Here is a 16,323-nt window from a genome sequence, read left to right on the forward strand (position 1 = left end):
CCCATATGAGCCGTCCCGATATGATCCGCACCGATCCGCATCTGCATGTGATCTGCCTGCATCGGCTCTCCTGCTATCCGCCGGGTCTTCCCCTGGGCCTGCATCTGGGGGACGGCCCGAAGGATAGGCGGCGGGATGGCACCATGCAGCACAAGCCCCGCAAAGCCAATATCGGGCATGGCCACGGGGCGAAACCCGCCGCAAGGCAATCCGGACCACAGGAATGGTGGCCTAATGCGGTCCACTCCTGTAGGAGAACGGGCATGGACACAGCCCGCACAGCCACGATTCATCGCGTCACCGGCGAGACCGACATTCTGGTTCGCCTGGATCTGGACGGCACCGGCCAATCCCGCATCGAGACGGGGATCGGCTTCTTCGACCATATGCTGACGGCGCTGGCCCGGCATGGAATGTTCGACATGGACATCGCGGCGAAGGGCGACCTGCATATCGATTTCCACCATACGGCCGAGGATACCGGCATTGCGCTGGGCCAGGCCTTTGCGAAGGCGATCGGCGACAAGCGGGGCATCCGGCGGTTCGGCCATGCGCTGGCCCCGCTGGACGAGGCACTGAGCGAGGTGGTGGTGGATATTTCCGGCCGGCCCTACCTGGCCTGGTCGGTGGACTTCACGCGCGACAAGATCGGGGAGATGGACACCGAGCTGTTCGAGGAATTCTTCCGCTCCTTCGCCATGAGCGCGATGATCACCCTGCATGTCACGCAGAAGGCGGGCCGGAATTGCCACCATATCGCCGAGGCGTCGTTCAAGGCGACGGCGCGGGCGCTGCGCATGGCCGCCGAGGCCGATCCGCGCGCCGCCGGGGCGATCCCGTCGACCAAGGGCGTGCTGTGACGACCTATTCCTCCTGGTTCCGGGCGCAGGGGGCCCGGCCGCCGGTGCTGGTAGGCGAGCGCCTGTCCTGGCGGGTGCTGCTGCTGGGCTGGCTGGGGCTGGTGCTGCAGGGCAGTTGGATCGCGGGCCTGCTGGCCGGGGCAGCCAGTCTGGTGCTGATGGCCGTCGCCGGGCATGGGATGCCGGCCATCGCGCTGTGGGTGGGGCTCCATCTGGGACTGGCGCTGTGCGCCGCCGATATCCGGACCTGGGAATTGCGGCTGAACGGGCTGACGGCCGGGCCGGTCGTCGTGGCGAAGGGGCGCGACGCGGCCATGCTGCGTCTGCTGGACCGCTATCCCCAGACAATGGTGCCGCGCGCGGCGGCCACGGAGACGTGAGCATGGCATTCGAGAGCCGGTCTCCCGGGGCGGGGTTTCCCGGGCCCCAGTCGATCGTGGTAATCGATTATAATGGCGGCAACCTGGCGTCGGCCGCGCGAGCGGTGGCGCGCGCCGCCGCCGATAGCGGGATCGACGCCGCGGTGACGATTACCGCCGACCCGCAGGCGGTGCGCAATGCCGACCGGATCGTGCTGCCCGGACAGGGAGCGTTCGCCGATTGCGCGGCCGGGCTGGAGGCCGTGCCCGGCCTGCGGCAGGCGATCATCGACGCGACGGATCGCGGCACGCCGTTCCTGGGTATTTGCGTGGGCATGCAATTGATGGCCACGCGCGGGCTGGAACACGCGATCACCCCCGGATTCGGCTGGATCGCCGGCGAAATCGCCGCGATGGAGGCGCCCGGGCTGCGCCTGCCGCAAATGGGGTGGAACAAGCTGGATTTCACGCCGGGCGCGCATCCGCTGACTGATGGGCTGGCGCCCGACGCCCACGGCTATTTCGTGCATTCCTATGCCCTGCGCGACGGAGTGGCCGGGGAACTGGTGGCAACGACCGAGTACGGCGGCGCGGTGCCGGCCATCGTCGCACGGGGTAACCGGGCCGGCACGCAGTTCCATGTCGAGAAGAGCCAGGCGGTCGGGCTGCGCATTCTGGCGAACTTCCTGCGCTGGGCGCCCGCCCCGCAAGAGGTGCGCGCATGAACGAGATCGGCGTCCCGATGGCGGGCCGCGTGCGCGCCGAACGGGTGCAGGAACTGCATGACGACGACATGCAGGCGCTGTGCGAGGCGACGGATGCCGCGATCCTGGACGGCGGCGGGTTCGGCTGGCTGAACGTGCCCGGGCGGCAGGCGCTGGAGCGCTATTTCCGTGGCCTGCTGATGGTGCCGGAACGCATGCTGTTCGTCGCCCGGCTGGACGGCATCATCGTCGGGGCGGCGCAACTGGTGCGGCCGCCGCGCAACAACGAAGCGCAGGCGATGAGCGCCACGCTGATGCATCTTTATGTCGCGCCCTATGCCCGCGGACATGGGCTGGGCCGGCTGTTGCTGCTGGAGGCCGAGCAGTGCGCGCGGGCGATGGGGTACCAGATCCTGAACCTGGATGTGCGCGAGACGCAGGAGGCCGCCATCCGGCTGTTCCGCGGCTTCGGCTTTCATCACTGGGGCACGCATCCCAGTTATGCCCGCGCGGGCGGGCGCACGGTGCGCGGCCTGTTCTTCACCAAACGCCTGCAGGAGAATGAGCGTGTCGTGCCCGCCCATCCGCGGGCGGCCAGCATCCCCATTCCTGCCACGGGACCCGCCAGCGTGACCGGACACAGCCTGACCCTCTATCCCGCCATCGACCTGAAGGACGGGGCCTGCGTGCGCCTGCGCCGGGGCGAGATGGACGATGCCACAATCTATTCCGACGATCCGGGCGCGCAGGCCCGGGTCTGGGCGCGGTCCGGGTGCAGGTGGCTGCATGTCGTGGACCTGAACGGCGCGTTCGCCGGGCGATCGGCCAACGCGCCGGCGGTCGAGGCGATCATCGCCAACGCCACCGTGCCGGTGCAACTGGGCGGCGGGCTGCGTGACATGGCAGGCATCGAGCGCTGGCTGGCCGCCGGCGTGACCCGGGTAATCCTGGGCAGCGTCGCGGTCAAGAATCCGGAGTTGGTGCGCGAGGCCTGCCGGGCCTTTCCCGGACGGATCGTGGCCGGAATCGACGCACGGTCGGGCCAGGTGGCGACCGAGGGCTGGGCCGAGACGTCGAACATGAAGGCGATCGAACTGGGCCGCCGGATGGAAGATGCCGGGGTCGCCGCGATCATCTTCACCGAGATCAGCCGCGACGGCATGCTGACGGGCATCGACATCGCTCAGACCGCCGAACTGGCGAATGCGCTGTCGATCCCGGTCATTGCCAGCGGCGGAGTCGGGACGGTGGAGCATCTGCGCGCCTTGCGGGCCGCGACCGTGCACGCGCCAGGAATCGAAGGCGTGATCGTCGGCCGGGCCCTGTATGACGGCAGGGTTGACCCGGCGGACGCGCTGCGGGTTCTGTCCTGATGCTGAAATTACGGGTCATACCCTGCCTGGACGTCAAGAACGGCCGGGTGGTGAAGGGGGTCAATTTCGTCGCGCTGCGCGATGCGGGCGACCCAGTCGAACAGGCGGCCGTTTATGACGCGGCGGGCGCGGACGAGCTGACATTCCTGGACATCACCGCCAGCCATGAGAACCGCGACACGATTCTGGACGTGGTCAGCCGCACGGCCGAGCGGATCTTCCTGCCGCTGACGGTGGGGGGTGGGGTGCGCACCACCGACGACATGCGGCGGCTGCTGCTGGCCGGCGCCGACAAATGCGCGATGAATTCCGCCGCGGTCAACCGGCCCGAGCTGGTGAACGAGGCCGCGCGGAAATTCGGCAGCCAGTGCGTGGTGGTGGCGATCGACGCGCGGTCGGACGGGCATGGGTCATGGGACGTCTATACCCATGGCGGGCGCACCCCCACGGGACGCAATGTGATCGATTGGTGCCGCGAGGTGGCCGAACGCGGCGCGGGCGAGATCCTGCTGACCAGCATGGACCGCGACGGCACCGGCAGCGGATTCGACCTGGATCTGCTGCGCACGGCCTGCGCTTCGGTGCGGGTGCCGATCGTGGCGTCGGGCGGTGTGGGCACGCTGGCGCATTTCGTCGAGGGCGCGCGTGCCGGGGCGACCGGGCTGCTGGCGGCCAGCGTGTTCCATTTCGGCCAGTTCGCCATTCCGCAGGTCAAGCAGGCGCTGGCCGAAGCCGGCCTGCCGGTGCGCCACATCCAGCCCGATCATACGGCGTAAGCCGCGCCGGACCCCCGAGCCAGAGAGCACGATGCCGAAGACCCCCAAGACCCTGCGTCCCAAGACCCGGGGCCCAAAGTCCCCGACCCCCAAGTCCCTGGGCAAGACCGACGGCGCCAAGGCCGCCGGCAAGAAGACATCCGCCAAGAAAAGCGCGACGGCCCCCGGCAAGAGCACCAAGCACACCATTGTGCCGACGCCGCTGCCGGCCGCGCCGCAGGCCACGTCCGACGTAATGGACCGGCTGTTCGCCGTGGTCACCGCGCGCCGCGGGACCGATCCGTCGTTGAGTCATTCCGCGCGGCTGCTGGCCCGCGGGCGGCGCAAGATCGCCCAGAAATTCGGCGAGGAAGCCGTCGAGTGTCTGATCGAGGCCGTGGCCGGCAACCGCGACGAACTGGTGGGCGAAAGCGCCGATGTGCTGTACCACCTGATCGTCATGTGGGTGGATGCAGGGGTGCAGCCGGAAGAAATCTGGGCCGAACTGCAACGCCGCGAGGGCGTGAGCGGCATTGCCGAGAAGGCCGCCCGCCCCCATGACCCGCTGGCGGGCTGACGCCGGACTGGCATACGCCCCCGCGCGACGCAGGGCCGCCTTGATCGTGAGCCGCCATAAACGAGGAGAGATGTCCATGGCCGTTTCGGGACGGGGTCCGTACGATCCGCAGAATATCTTCGCCAAGATCCTGCGCGGGGAAATCCCGTGCCGGAAAATCTATGAAAACGACCATGCCCTGGCGTTTCATGACATCGCGCCGAAGGCACCGGTGCATGTGCTGATTATTCCCAAGGGGGCGTATGTCTCCTTCGCGGATTTCAGCAGCACGGCCAGCGATGCCGAGATCGCGGGCTTTACCCGTGCGGTAGGGCAGGTGGCTTCGCTGTTGGGGCTGGAGGATGCGGGATATCGCCTGCTGTCGAACATGGGGATGGCGGCCGGTCAGGAAGTGCCGCATTTCCACATCCACCTGTTCGGCGGCGCCGCGCTGGGGCCGATGCTGCATCGTCACTAGGCCGGCCGGGAGACCAGATCCCACCGCCATCCCGGCGCGCGAACCATAAGCTGTCGGAAAAAACCCGGCCGGTTCGCGCACGGATAAAACGCATACGAACCAGCAACTTGGCCGAGAGCATCCAACCCGTTTCTTTCCGGCGCCGGTAATTCGGCCGAACGTTCGCGGAATAGAAGGGTTTTTCCTTGGTAAGGCAATATGATAGCTGGTAGGGCGTCGCTCCCCGCGCGGGAGCGTGGATTGAAACTGGGAAGCCTACCCCCGCAAGGTCGGGAAGGGGGTCGCTCCCCGCGCGGGAGCGTGGATTGAAACCACATGCCGATCGTCGCTTCCACGGCAAAGGCGTCGCTCCCCGCGCGGGAGCGTGGATTGAAACGAGGTGGTGGAACCGCCCACATATAGGAATGTCGTGTCGCTCCCCGCGCGGGAGCGTGGATTGAAACACGCCGACCGGAGGTGTGCAGCGGCAGGTATCCCGTCGCTCCCCGTACGAGAGCGTGGATTGAAACCATGGCGGGGATCTGGCTTTCCCGCCACTCGACGGTTGCGCTCCGCGTGGAAGCGCGGATCGAGACGCGCCTGTTCCATCTATGGCTACGTGATCGGCGGGGCCGCCAGCCGCCCTTATCCGTCCAATGATTGCAGGTCGAACAGGCGGCGATAGAGGCCGCCTTCGCGCGCGATCAGTTGGGCGTGGGAGCCGTCCTCGCGCAGTTCGCCGTGGGCGAAGACCAGGATGCGGTCCAGCCCGACGACGGTGGACAGGCGGTGGGCGATCACCAGCACCGTCCGGCCGATCATCAGCCGTTCCATCGCGTCCTGCACCAGGATTTCGGATTCCGAATCCAGGCTGGACGTGGCCTCGTCGAAGATCAGGATCGGGGCGTCGGCCAGGAAGGCGCGGGCGATGGCCACGCGCTGGCGTTCGCCGCCCGACAGCTTGACCCCGCGTTCGCCCACCATGGTGGCATAGCCTTTAGGCAGGCGGCCGATGAAGCCGGCGGCATTGGCCTGGCGTGCCGCTTCCTCGATCTCGGCCATTGAGGCGCCGGGCCGGCCATAGGCGATGTTTTCAGCCAGCGAGCGGTGAAACAGCACCGGTTCCTGCTGTACGATCGCGATCTGACTGCGCAGGCTGGATTGCGCGACGGTCGCGATATCGATGCCGTCGATCAGGATCCGGCCGTCGGTCACGTCGTACAGGCGCTGCACCAGCTTGACCAACGTGGTCTTGCCCGAGCCGGAGGGCCCGACCAGGGCCACGCGGCTGCCGGCGGGAATGTCGATCGACAGGTCGCGGAACAACAGCCCGCGCTGTCCGCGATAGCCGAAACCGACATGGTCGAAGCGGATCGCGCCGTGAGAGATGCGCAGCGGCGGGGCGTCCGGCCGATCCTGCACGCCTGGCGGCAGGCGATAGATCGCGACCAGTTCCTCCATCTCGTTCACCGAACGCTGGACCATCGAGATCTGCTGGCCGATATCGCGCAGATAGCCCTGCACCAGGAAGACCATCGTCAGCACATAAGCCACGTCGCCAGGCCCCGCCCGGCCGCGCCACCAGAGCACCAGCACCGCGCCGATCAGCACCACGCGCATCAACAGCGCGGCCACGTTCTGCAGGTTTCCGGAATTGGTGCCCCGCACCCAGGACCGTTCGGTGCGACGCTGCCAGCGCGAGAGAATCCAGGACAGGCGCGCTTCCTCGCGCCGTTCGGCGCCGAAGGCCTTGACCACCGCGTTACAGGTGACGGCGTCGGCCAGGGCCGCGCCCATGCGCGTATCCCACGCATTGGCCAGCCGGGCGGACGGCGCGACATAATGCAGGGTCAGCCAGGCGGACATCGCCACCAGCATGATCGAGCTGAGCCCCAGCAGCAGCCCCATCGACGGCCAGTGCCAGGCCAGCACCACGGTCGTGGCCGCCAGCACCAGCACGCTGGGCAGCAGCATCAGCATCAGCGTGTCCGCCAGCGTATCGACCGCCCACATGCCGCGCGTCAGCCGCCGCACCGTCGAGCCGGCGAAGGTGTTGCCGTGCCAGTCGGTGGAAAAACGCTGCACACGGGCAAAGGCGGTTTCGGCAATGCCGCGCATCACCCGCGCCGTCAGGAAGGTGATGCCCAGATAGGACATGCGCCGCCCCGCCACACCCAGCAGGCCGAGCAGCACCAGCCCGCCCAGCGTCCATAGCACGCCCTGCCGGGCCGCGGCCAGCGCCGGCGTCAGGGACCCGACCGCGCCGCCGCGCGCTACGTCGTCGACCATCCAGCCGGCCAGCAGCGGGGTGACCACGTCAGCCACCGTCGCGACGGCGATGCCGGCCATCGTCCAGGCCAGCGCGCCGGGATGGCGCGACCAGCGCCGGATCACGAAGCCCAGCACGTCGACAAATTCGTTGCGCGCACGGCCCCGGGGGGCGGGCGCGGAGTCAGTGTCCGTCATGATATCCCGGCCGGTCCCGTCGGCCATCCTTTCGTCCGTTCCGGCCGCATGCGGCGGGCCGCCTGCAACGGCCCGGACTATTGCCGCGCGGCGGAATGAAAGCAACCGTTGCCCTTTAGTCGCCCCCTTGCCTGTCGCCGCCGCCCGGCGGAAAAAAGGGCCCGAATCGAACGGACGGCCAGACCCCATGACCAAGCCCCTTACCCCAGTCAAAGTGCCGCGCCCCGCGCGGGCCAAGCGCCGCATGACGCTGAAGGAAGTGGAACGATTCATCACGCTGCTGGCCGAGGCCCATCCCAACGCCGAGAGCGAGCTGGAATTCGTTGATGACTACACGCTGCTGGTCGCGGTCGTGCTGTCGGCCCAGGCCACCGACGCATCGGTCAACCGGGCGACGCGGGGCCTGTTCCGCGACGCGCCCGACCCGGCCGCGATGGTGGCATTGGGCGAGGATGGAGTCGGGGCGCATATCCGGTCGATCGGCCTGTGGCGCACCAAGGCGCGCAACGTCGTAACCCTGTCGCAGACATTGCTGGACCGGTATGACGGGCGCGTCCCGCGTGACCGCGCGGCGCTGGAGGCGCTGCCCGGCGTGGGACGCAAGACCGCGAACGTGGTGATGAACGTGGCGTTCGGCGACAGCACGATGGCGGTGGATACGCATATCTTCCGCATCGGCAACCGCACCGGGCTGGCGCCGGGCAAGACCACGCGCACGGTCGAGGACCAACTGGTGGCGCGAATCCCGGCGCCGCTGCTACGCCCGGCGCATCACTGGCTGATCCTGCACGGGCGCTATGTCTGCAAGGCGCGGCGGCCCGAATGCTGGCGCTGCCCGGCGCAGGAACCCTGCCAATATACCGGCAAGGTGCTGACGCCACCCTGAAGCTCTGCCGCCTGCCCATTCCCGGCTATCCGTCCCGTCCCGGACTATTCCCGCCGGGCGAGCGGCAGGGTGGGCAGGCCATGCTGGCCCGGCCCCAGCACCCAGGGCCGCGCCCCCCGGGTCTGCCGGTCCGAGACGATTTCGACCTTGTCGCCGTGCAGGAAGACGGCCTGCGCGCCGTCCTGCCAAGCCGTCAGCCCGTCGAGGGTGCGGCCGCCCGAGCAGTGCGCATCGTCCAGCGGCACCAGCGTGACCAGCACGGCGCCGCCCGCGCAACCGGCGCCGGCCGCCGCCGCAAGGCGCAGCGCGACGGCGCCCATGCGACAGGCGCCGCCAGGGCAGTCCAGCGGGGCAAGCGGCAGGGCAAGCGCCTGTTGCCAGTCGCGTTCGACCGGCATGTCGGCGCCCGGGCGCGGGCCGATCCGCAGCACCGCGCCGTCGCGCACCGCCAGCACCCGCCCGTCGGGCGAGAGCAGCAGGTCGGGCCGCGCGACCAGGAACGGCGCGGCCAGTGCCAGCAATAGCGGCGCCGCCCCCAGCCAGCGCCAGCGCCGCGTCCACAAACACAGCCAGCACAGGCCCAGCAGCCAGGCCGCCAGCCCCCAGGCCGGCATGGCAGGCACCATGACCCGCGCCGCCGGCCAGCCGGACACCCCATGCGCCAGGGCCAGCACCAGCCGGATGCCCCAGCCCATCGGCACGAGCGCCAGGGGTTCGCCCCCCAGGGGCATCAGCGCCAGGGCCAGCAGCCCGAGGGGCAGGATCCACACTGCCATCAGCGGCACCGCCAGCAGGTTGGCCAGCACGAACCAGGGTTGCAGCGTGCCGAAATGCGCCATGACCACCGGCACGGTGGCGCCCCCGGCGAACAGGCTGGCCAGCAGCAATTGCGCGCCGTGACGCGCGGCGTGGCGCCACCAGCCGGGTCCGTCAGCCAGCCGCGCGAGCAGCGGACGCGCGGCCTCGAACCCCGCGGCCAGGCCCATCACGGCGGCGAGCGACATCTGCAACGGAGCCTCGAGCAGGTCCGCCGGACCGGCCAGCAGCAGCAGAGTCGCCCCCACCGCCAGCCCGCGCATCGAGACGGCGCGGCGGCCGGTGATGATCGCCAGCGCCACCAGCGCGGCCATGGTCAGGCTGCGCACTGCCGGCAGATGCGCGCCGGTCAGCAGGACGTAGGCCCCGCCCGACGCCAGGGCGGCCAGGGCCGCGATCTGCCGGCAGGGCCAGTACAGGCTGGCCCGTTCGGAACAGGCCAGCGCCAGCCGCGCGGCCGTCATCGCCACCCCGATGACGATGCCCAGATGCAGCCCCGCGACCGCCAGCAAGTGCGCCAGCCCGGCATCGGCGAAGGCGTCGCGGTCGGATTGCGGCATGGCGGCGGCCGACCCGGTCAGAATGGCGGCCGCCACCCCGCCCGGCGCGCCGGGCAGCACGCGCAGGATCCGCGCCACCACGCATTCGCGCAGCGATTCCAGCAGGGCGTTTACCCTGCGCGGCGGCACCGGCGGCCCTGCGGATTGCACCAGGCCCAAGGCGGTGCCGCTGCCGGCGCTGCCATCGAACCAAGCTCGGCGCTGACCGTCGGGGCCGCCCGGCCAGGCGGGCGGCGGCGGCGGGCGCAGCAGCGCGCGCACCCGTACCGTCATGCCCGGCACCAGCACCGCCGGGTCGTCCGGCCGCACCCGCACGCGCAGGATGCGGCGCAAGGGCGGCATGCCGTCATCGATCGCATCGTCCAGCACCGCATTCGCCAGGTCCAGCCGCCGGATGGCCGGCTCGGCATCGCCTGCCGGGTGCCCCGATGGATGCCCCGGTGGATGTAATGACGAGTGGGACGGCGGCAAACGGGGCGGCAGCAGGGTGACGGCGGCGATGCGGCCGGTCACGATACTGGCCCGGCGCGGCAGGTCGGGCAGCGGCGGCTGGCGGTGCGTATCAACCCATGACGCGACGAACCCCAGCGCGATCGCCGCGACCGCGCCGCCGGCCAGCCGGGGTACCAGGTCGGCCGGGCGCCGCGCGATCCAGCCCGCCATGGCCACGGCCAGCAGCAGCACGGCCAGCATTGCCGGCCGCCCCGGTTCCTGCCGCAGCATGAAATAGCCCGCGATGCCCAGCCCCAGCCCCACCGGCAGCCAGAGCGCCAGCCGCGTCCGTTCGGCCAGAAGCTGGCGCGCGAGCCATGGCGTGGCGCAATCCTGCCTGCCGGTTGCGTCCGTCACCCCGCCTCTGCCCGCCCGCTGTTCCACCCGGACAGACTAGCCCCGGCAGGCGGGTTGCAGAAGATGCGCCCGTCGGGAGATGCACCAGCCGGGCGCACCCCCTGTATGGCGGAGACATCCCATGGTATGGACCCGGCTCATGACCGTTCGTACGCGCTTCGCACCCAGCCCGACGGGATTGCTGCATATCGGCAACGCCCGCGCCGCCCTGTTCAACTTCCTTTATGCCCGTCACCATGGCGGCAAGTTCCTGCTGCGCATCGAGGATACGGACCGCGAACGTTCGACCCAGCAGGCGGTGGACGTGCTGTTCGACGGGCTGGCCTGGATGGGGCTTACCCCGGACGAGGCGCCGGTCTTCCAGTCCACGCGTCAGGCCCGCCATGCCGAGGTGGCGCATCACCTGCTGGCGCAGGGCCTGGCCTATCGCTGTTTCTGTACGCCCGAAGAACTGCAGCAGATGCGCGAGCAGGCCGCCGCCGAGGGCAAGCCGCCGCGCTATAACGGCTATTGGCGCGACCGCGACCCGGCCGAGGCGCCGCCGGGCGCCCCCTTCACGGTGCGCATCCGCGCCCCGCGCGAGGGCGAGACGGTCATCCACGATCTGGTGCAGGGCGAGGTCCGCGTGGCGAATGCCGAACTGGACGACATGATCATCCTGCGCGGCGACGGTACCCCGGTCTATCAACTGGCAGTGGTAGTGGATGACCATGACATGGACATCACCCACGTCATCCGCGGCGACGACCACCTGACCAACAGTTTCCGCCAGGCGATGATCTATCGCGCCATGGGCTGGGAACTGCCTGCCTTCGCGCATCTGCCGCTGATCCACGGGCCCGACGGCGCCAAGCTGTCCAAGCGGCACGGTGCGCAGTCGGTGGTGGAATTCCGCGACATGGGATACCTGCCCGAGGCGCTGAACAATTACCTGCTGCGCCTGGGCTGGGGCCACGGCGATGCCGAGATCCTGTCGCGCGAGGAGCAGATCCGCCTGTTCGACCTGGATGGCGTCGGGCGGTCGGCGTCGCGCATGGATTACGTCAAGCTGCAGCACCTGAACGGCGTCTGGCTGCGTCAGGCGGAGGATGCGCGGCTGACCGAGGAGGTGGCCGCCCGCCTGGCCGGCCGCCCGGGGGTGACGCTGGACGACACGGTGCGGGCGCGCATCCTGCAACTGATGCCGGGACTGAAGGAACGGGCGAGGACGCTGGTGGACCTGGCCGACAGCGCGGCCTTCCTGGGCCGGCACGTTCCGCTGGATTGCGATGCCAAGGCCGAGAAGCTGCTGACGCCCGAGGCCAGGGAGATGCTGGGGCTGCTGGCCCGCGACCTGGCGGTGATCGAGCCGTTCGACGCGCCGGCCATCGACGCGGCGCTGCGGCGCTTCGCCGAGCATCACGGCCACAAGCTGGGCCAGGTCGCGCAGCCGGTGCGCGCGGCGATGACGGGCACCACGACCTCGCCTGGCATCGACGCGACGCTGGCCGCGCTGGGGCGGGACGAGGTGATGGCCCGGATCGGGGCAGTCGCCCGATGAACGACACCCCGCGCGCCGCACCGCCACGGTTCTTTGCGCAGCATGCGCGGCATCTGCTGGGCGTGCAGGGCATGCATCCCAGCCGTATCGAGCCGTTCCTGGACCTGGCCGAGAGCTATGCCCTGATGAACCGGTCGCGCAAGACACCGCGCGACCGGCTGCGCGGGCGCACCGTGATCAACCTGTTCTTCGAGGACAGCACCCGCACGCGGACCTCGTTCGAGCTGGCAGGCAAGCGGCTGGGCGCGGACGTGGTCAACATGACGGTGGCCAGTTCGTCGGTGAACAAGGGCGAGACGCTGCTGGATACGGCGGCGACGCTGAACGCCATGCGCACCGACCTGCTGGTGGTGCGGCATTCGCAATCGGGCGCACCGGCGCTGCTGGCCCGCAAGGTCGAGGCCAGCGTGGTGAATGCCGGCGACGGCACGCACGAGCACCCGACCCAGGCGCTGCTGGATGCACTGACGATCCGGCGGCATTTCGGCACGCTGCACGGGCTGACGGTAGCGATCTGCGGCGATGTCAGCCATAGCCGGGTGGCGCGGTCGAACATCCACCTGCTGACGGCGATGGGGGCGAGGGTGCGGGTGGTCGGGCCGCCGACCCTGATCCCCGGCGCGATCGGCGCCCTGGGGGTGGATGTGCACTACACGATGGAAGACGGGCTGCGCGACGCCGACGTGGTGATGATGCTGCGCATGCAGCGCGAGCGCATGAGCGGCGGCCAGGTGCCCAGCGCGCGCGAATATTTCCGCTTCTATGGCCTGGATCACAAGCGGCTGGCGGTGGCCCGTCCGCAGGCGCTGGTCATGCATCCGGGCCCGATGAATCGCGGCGTCGAGATCGACAGCCGCGTCGCCGATTCCGACCAGAGCGCGATCCGCGAGCAGGTGGAAATGGGGGTCGCCGTGCGGATGGCCGTGCTGGACCTGCTGTCGCGTGCCGGAGATGCCCCGTGAACGCCGCAATAGACGCCACGATTTTCGAAAATGTGCGCCTGATCGACCCGGCGCGGGGGCTGGACCGGCCCGGCCGGCTGCTGGTGCGCGGCGGGGTGATCGCCGGGACCGACCTGCCGGCGGCCGAGGGCGCCCCCGAGGGCGCGCGGGTGATCGACGGGGGCGGCGCGATCCTGTGCCCGGGGCTGGTCGACATGCGCGTGGCGATCGGCGAGCCGGGATTCGAATATCGTGAAACCGTGCTGTCGGCGGCGCGGGCGGCGGCGGCCGGGGGCATCACCACCATGGCGGTGCTGCCCAACAGCCAGCCGGCGACCGACGACCCGGCGCTGGTGCGCCACCTGCGCGCACGCGGCGAGGAAACGGGCATGGTGTCGATCCTGCCCTATGGCGCGCTGACCCGGCAATGCGAGGGCGCGGAAATGGCCGAGATCGGCCTGCTGCATGAGGCCGGGGCGATCGCCTTCACCGACGGGCCGCGCGCGCTGGCCGACACGCGGATGATGCGCCTGGCCCTGACCTATGCGCGCGGGTTCGACGCGCTGGTCGTCCAGCACCCTGAGGAGCCGGCCCTGGCCCGAGGCGGCTGCGCCACCGACGGCGAACTGGCGACCCGGCTGGGCCTGCCGGGGATTCCGGCGGCGGCCGAGGCGATCATGATCGCCCGCGACCTGCGCCTGGCCGAACTGACGCGGGGTCGGCTGCATTTCTGCCATGTCTCGACCGCCGAGGGTCTGGAGCTGGTCCGCGCGGCGAAGGCGCGCGGGCTGCGCGTGACCTGCGACACTGCGCCGCCCTATTTCGACCTGAACGAGACCGCGATCGGCGATTTCCGCACCTATGCCAAGCTGTCGCCGCCGCTGCGGGGAGAGGCCGACCGGCAAGCAGTGTGCGCGGCGCTGGCCGACGGGACGATCGACGCCATCGCATCCGACCACGCGCCCTGCGATGCCGACGACAAGCGCCAGCCCTTTGCCGTGGCGTCGCCGGGGGGAACCGGGCTGGCGACCCTGCTGGCGGTGACCCTGGCGCAGGTCCATGGCGGTGCGCTGCCGATGATCGAGGCGCTGGGCCTGCTGACCCACCGGCCGGCCGGCCTGCTGCGCAGCAGGGCCGGTACCCTGTCCGACGGGGCGGCGGCGGACCTGTGCCTGTTCGACCCGGAACGCGCCTGGCGCGTCGAGGCCGACCGCATGCCCGGCAAGGCACAGAACACGCCCTTCGACGGGCGGGCGCTGGAGGGGCGGGTGCTGGGCACCTGGAAGGCCGGAAAGCCGGTCTTCGCCCATACCGATGCTTGACGGCGGGAATATGATGCACGACGCGGTTCCGGCCTTCGCCCTGCCCCTGCTGGCGGCGATCGCGCTGCTGTCCTACGGCATCGGCAGCGTGCCGTTCGGCCTGCTGCTGGCGCAGTTCGGCGGGGCGGGGGATATCAGGCGTATCGGGTCGGGCAATATCGGCGCGACCAACGTGCTGCGCACGGGACGGCGCGGGCTGGCGGCGGCGACCCTGCTGCTGGACGGGGCCAAGGGCGCTTTCGCCGTGGCCTGCGGCTTTATCCTGTCGCCGTTCCATACCGAGCAGGCCATGGCGGTGGCGGCCATATTCGCTGTGCTGGGCCATTGCTTTCCGGTCTGGCTGAAATTTCACGGCGGCAAGGGCGTGGCCACGGGGCTGGGCGCGGCGCTGGCCCTGGATTGGCGGGTCGGCCTGGCCTGCTGCGCGATCTGGTTGGCGGTGGCGCGGCTGACGCGCATTTCCTCGGCCGGGGCGCTGTCGGCGTTCGTGGCGTTGCCGGTGCTGCTGACGCTGCTGAACGGCGGCGATCCGGGCGCGCCGATCCCGCTGGCCGGGCTGCTGATCGCTGCACTGGTCCTGGCGCGGCATCACGGCAATATCCGCCGGCTGCTGTCCGGCGCCGAGCCGCGGATCGGGCGGAAGACGCCGTGAGCGCCGCCGAACGGCTGGCAACCCATCTGCGCCTGGCGCGGACCGAAGGGGTTGGCCCTGTCGGCTATCGCAAATTGCTGCTGGATTACGGCGACGCGGCCGACGCGCTGGCCGCCTTGCCGGCGCGGGCCCGGGCGGCCGGACGCGCGCGGGCGCTGCGCATTCCCACGCCAGACGAGATCGCGGCGGAAATCGACGGCACGACGGCGCTGGGCGGCCGGATCCTGATCCTGGGCGATCCGGATTATCCGCCGCTGCTGGCGGCGATCCACGACGCACCGCCGGCGCTGTCCGTGCTGGGCGACCCGGCGCGGCTGCACGGCTGCGCGGTGGGGATCGTGGGCGCGCGCAATGCCTCGTCCAACGGGGCGCGCATGGCCGAAAGCCTGGCGGCCACCCTGGCGGCGCAAGGGATCACGATCATTTCAGGAATGGCGCGGGGAATCGACGCCGCCGCCCATCGCGGCGCGCTGCGCGCCGGCGCGACGATCGCGGCGGTGGCGGGCGGGCTGGACCGTCCCTATCCGTCCGAACACGCAGAATTGCAGTCGCTGATCGCCCGGCACGGCGCGGTGGTGACCGAGACCCCGCTGGGCGTTGCGCCGCAGACCCGTCATTTCCCCCGGCGCAACCGGCTGATCGCCGGGCTGGCCCAGGGCTGCGTCGTCGTCGAGGCCGCATTGCGCTCGGGCAGCCTGATCACCGCCGAACTGGCGACCCTGTATGGTCGGACGGTCTTCGCCGTGCCCGGATCGCCGCTGGATCCGCGCTGTCGCGGCAGCAACGCGCTGTTGCGGCATGGGGCGGTCCTGACCGAAAGCGAGCATGACGTGCTGGCCGAACTGCCAGAAGAAAGACGTGGGGAAAGGATCGGGGCGGGCGCCGCGGCGCCCCGTCCCGGTCGGCCGGGGGACCTGGCGCAGCATCAGGCGCCGTGGCCCGCCCCGCCCCCGGCGGAGGCCGCCGGGAGGGCCCCGGCGATCGACGCCGACACCCCTGAAGATGCCGGGGAGATTCGCCGCGCGGTGCTGTCGCTGCTGTCATTTACGCCGACGCCGGTTGACGATCTCGTACGGCGCTGCCAGTTCTCGACATCGGCTATCCTGACCGTGCTGTCGGAACTGGAGCTGGCAGGCAACATCGAAACCCTTCCAGGTGGTAGCGTTGTCCTTCCATCCCTGCCCCCCGCAGGCCGGCCGGACCTGGAACGAGAAGCGTAATCCGGAG

At 70.3% G+C, this 16,323-nt stretch carries 15 protein-coding genes; 13 read left to right on the forward strand and 2 right to left on the reverse strand.

Annotation, left to right across the window (positions count from 1 at the left end; genetic code table 11):
• Nucleotides 1-263 precede the first annotated feature (263 nt).
• From hisB to QN315_RS09810, 7 genes are all read left to right on the forward strand, one after another.
• On the forward strand, nucleotides 264-860 hold the full coding sequence (gene hisB, locus QN315_RS09780) for an imidazoleglycerol-phosphate dehydratase HisB (RefSeq protein WP_323989083.1): 597 nt from the start codon (nucleotides 264-266) through the stop codon (nucleotides 858-860).
• The gene (locus QN315_RS09785; RefSeq protein ID WP_176639181.1) at nucleotides 857-1,240 is read left to right on the forward strand and encodes a hypothetical protein; all 384 of its coding nucleotides are present in this window, start codon (nucleotides 857-859) and stop codon (nucleotides 1,238-1,240) included. The genes hisB and QN315_RS09785 overlap by 4 nt, the downstream gene beginning before the upstream one ends.
• Before the next feature lie 2 nt (nucleotides 1,241-1,242).
• Nucleotides 1,243-1,944: an imidazole glycerol phosphate synthase subunit HisH gene (hisH, locus tag QN315_RS09790; RefSeq protein ID WP_323989084.1), complete on the forward strand. Its 702-nt coding sequence runs from the start codon at nucleotides 1,243-1,245 to the stop codon at nucleotides 1,942-1,944.
• Nucleotides 1,941-3,296: a 1-(5-phosphoribosyl)-5-[(5-phosphoribosylamino)methylideneamino]imidazole-4-carboxamide isomerase gene (gene hisA, locus QN315_RS09795; RefSeq protein WP_323989086.1), complete on the forward strand. Its 1,356-nt coding sequence runs from the start codon at nucleotides 1,941-1,943 to the stop codon at nucleotides 3,294-3,296. The genes hisH and hisA overlap by 4 nt, the downstream gene beginning before the upstream one ends.
• On the forward strand, nucleotides 3,296-4,072 hold the full coding sequence (hisF, locus tag QN315_RS09800; RefSeq protein ID WP_176639179.1) for an imidazole glycerol phosphate synthase subunit HisF: 777 nt from the start codon (nucleotides 3,296-3,298) through the stop codon (nucleotides 4,070-4,072). Before hisA ends, hisF begins: the two co-directional genes overlap by 1 nt.
• A 31-nt stretch (nucleotides 4,073-4,103) precedes the next feature.
• Nucleotides 4,104-4,628 (forward strand): phosphoribosyl-ATP diphosphatase, encoded by a 525-nt coding sequence (locus QN315_RS09805; protein ID WP_323989089.1) that lies wholly within the window; start codon nucleotides 4,104-4,106, stop codon nucleotides 4,626-4,628.
• A gap of 76 nt (nucleotides 4,629-4,704) precedes the next feature.
• Nucleotides 4,705-5,085, forward strand: a complete 381-nt coding sequence (locus QN315_RS09810) for a histidine triad nucleotide-binding protein (protein ID WP_323989091.1) — start codon at nucleotides 4,705-4,707, stop codon at nucleotides 5,083-5,085.
• A gap of 624 nt (nucleotides 5,086-5,709) precedes the next feature.
• Here QN315_RS09810 and QN315_RS09815 read toward each other — a convergent pair.
• The gene (locus QN315_RS09815; RefSeq protein WP_323989092.1) at nucleotides 5,710-7,530 is read right to left on the reverse strand and encodes an ABC transporter ATP-binding protein; all 1,821 of its coding nucleotides are present in this window, start codon (nucleotides 7,528-7,530) and stop codon (nucleotides 5,710-5,712) included.
• Between the two features lie 187 nt (nucleotides 7,531-7,717).
• Between QN315_RS09815 and nth the strand changes: the two genes are divergently transcribed.
• Nucleotides 7,718-8,416, forward strand: a complete 699-nt coding sequence (gene nth, locus QN315_RS09820; RefSeq protein WP_408904503.1) for an endonuclease III — start codon at nucleotides 7,718-7,720, stop codon at nucleotides 8,414-8,416.
• Between the two features lie 44 nt (nucleotides 8,417-8,460).
• Here nth and QN315_RS09825 read toward each other — a convergent pair whose 3' ends face one another.
• The gene (locus QN315_RS09825; RefSeq protein ID WP_323989093.1) at nucleotides 8,461-10,641 is read right to left on the reverse strand and encodes a ComEC/Rec2 family competence protein; all 2,181 of its coding nucleotides are present in this window, start codon (nucleotides 10,639-10,641) and stop codon (nucleotides 8,461-8,463) included.
• Nucleotides 10,642-10,780: 139 nt separating this feature from the next.
• Here QN315_RS09825 and gltX point away from each other — a divergent pair, with 139 nt between their 5' ends.
• Genes gltX through dprA form a run of 5 tightly spaced genes read left to right on the forward strand, consistent with a single transcriptional unit; the run spans nucleotide 10,781 to nucleotide 16,316 of the window.
• Nucleotides 10,781-12,181, forward strand: coding sequence for a glutamate--tRNA ligase (gltX, locus tag QN315_RS09830; RefSeq protein ID WP_323989094.1), 1,401 nt, complete (start codon nucleotides 10,781-10,783; stop codon nucleotides 12,179-12,181).
• Complete coding sequence (locus QN315_RS09835) at nucleotides 12,178-13,143, forward strand: aspartate carbamoyltransferase catalytic subunit (RefSeq protein ID WP_323989096.1); 966 nt, start codon at nucleotides 12,178-12,180, stop codon at nucleotides 13,141-13,143. The genes gltX and QN315_RS09835 overlap by 4 nt, the downstream gene beginning before the upstream one ends.
• Nucleotides 13,140-14,444 (forward strand): dihydroorotase, encoded by a 1,305-nt coding sequence (locus QN315_RS09840; protein WP_408904504.1) that lies wholly within the window; start codon nucleotides 13,140-13,142, stop codon nucleotides 14,442-14,444. Before QN315_RS09835 ends, QN315_RS09840 begins: the two co-directional genes overlap by 4 nt.
• A gap of 13 nt (nucleotides 14,445-14,457) precedes the next feature.
• On the forward strand, nucleotides 14,458-15,096 hold the full coding sequence (gene plsY, locus QN315_RS09845) for a glycerol-3-phosphate 1-O-acyltransferase PlsY (RefSeq protein WP_323993365.1): 639 nt from the start codon (nucleotides 14,458-14,460) through the stop codon (nucleotides 15,094-15,096).
• Nucleotides 15,093-16,316 carry a DNA-processing protein DprA gene (dprA, locus tag QN315_RS09850; protein ID WP_323989098.1) on the forward strand — a complete coding sequence of 408 codons (1,224 nt, stop codon included), beginning with the start codon at nucleotides 15,093-15,095 and terminating at the stop codon, nucleotides 16,314-16,316. Before plsY ends, dprA begins: the two co-directional genes overlap by 4 nt.
• Nucleotides 16,317-16,323 lie beyond the last annotated feature (7 nt).

Source organism: Nguyenibacter sp. L1 (assembly GCF_035199985.1).
Classification (GTDB): domain Bacteria; phylum Pseudomonadota; class Alphaproteobacteria; order Acetobacterales; family Acetobacteraceae; genus Gluconacetobacter; species Gluconacetobacter vanlangensis.

Coding starts and splice junctions, on each gene's coding strand:
- hisB (WP_323989083.1), top strand. CDS start 264: ATGGACACAGCCCGCACAGCCACGATTCATCGCGTCACCGGCGAGACC.
- hisH (WP_323989084.1), top strand. CDS start 1,243: ATGGCATTCGAGAGCCGGTCTCCCGGGGCGGGGTTTCCCGGGCCCCAG.
- hisA (WP_323989086.1), top strand. CDS start 1,941: ATGAACGAGATCGGCGTCCCGATGGCGGGCCGCGTGCGCGCCGAACGG.
- hisF (WP_176639179.1), top strand. CDS start 3,296: ATGCTGAAATTACGGGTCATACCCTGCCTGGACGTCAAGAACGGCCGG.
- QN315_RS09805 (WP_323989089.1), top strand. CDS start 4,104: ATGCCGAAGACCCCCAAGACCCTGCGTCCCAAGACCCGGGGCCCAAAG.
- QN315_RS09810 (WP_323989091.1), top strand. CDS start 4,705: ATGGCCGTTTCGGGACGGGGTCCGTACGATCCGCAGAATATCTTCGCC.
- QN315_RS09815 (WP_323989092.1), bottom strand. CDS start 7,530: ATGACGGACACTGACTCCGCGCCCGCCCCCCGGGGCCGTGCGCGCAAC.
- nth (WP_408904503.1), top strand. CDS start 7,718: ATGACCAAGCCCCTTACCCCAGTCAAAGTGCCGCGCCCCGCGCGGGCC.
- gltX (WP_323989094.1), top strand. CDS start 10,781: ATGACCGTTCGTACGCGCTTCGCACCCAGCCCGACGGGATTGCTGCAT.
- QN315_RS09835 (WP_323989096.1), top strand. CDS start 12,178: ATGAACGACACCCCGCGCGCCGCACCGCCACGGTTCTTTGCGCAGCAT.
- plsY (WP_323993365.1), top strand. CDS start 14,458: ATGCACGACGCGGTTCCGGCCTTCGCCCTGCCCCTGCTGGCGGCGATC.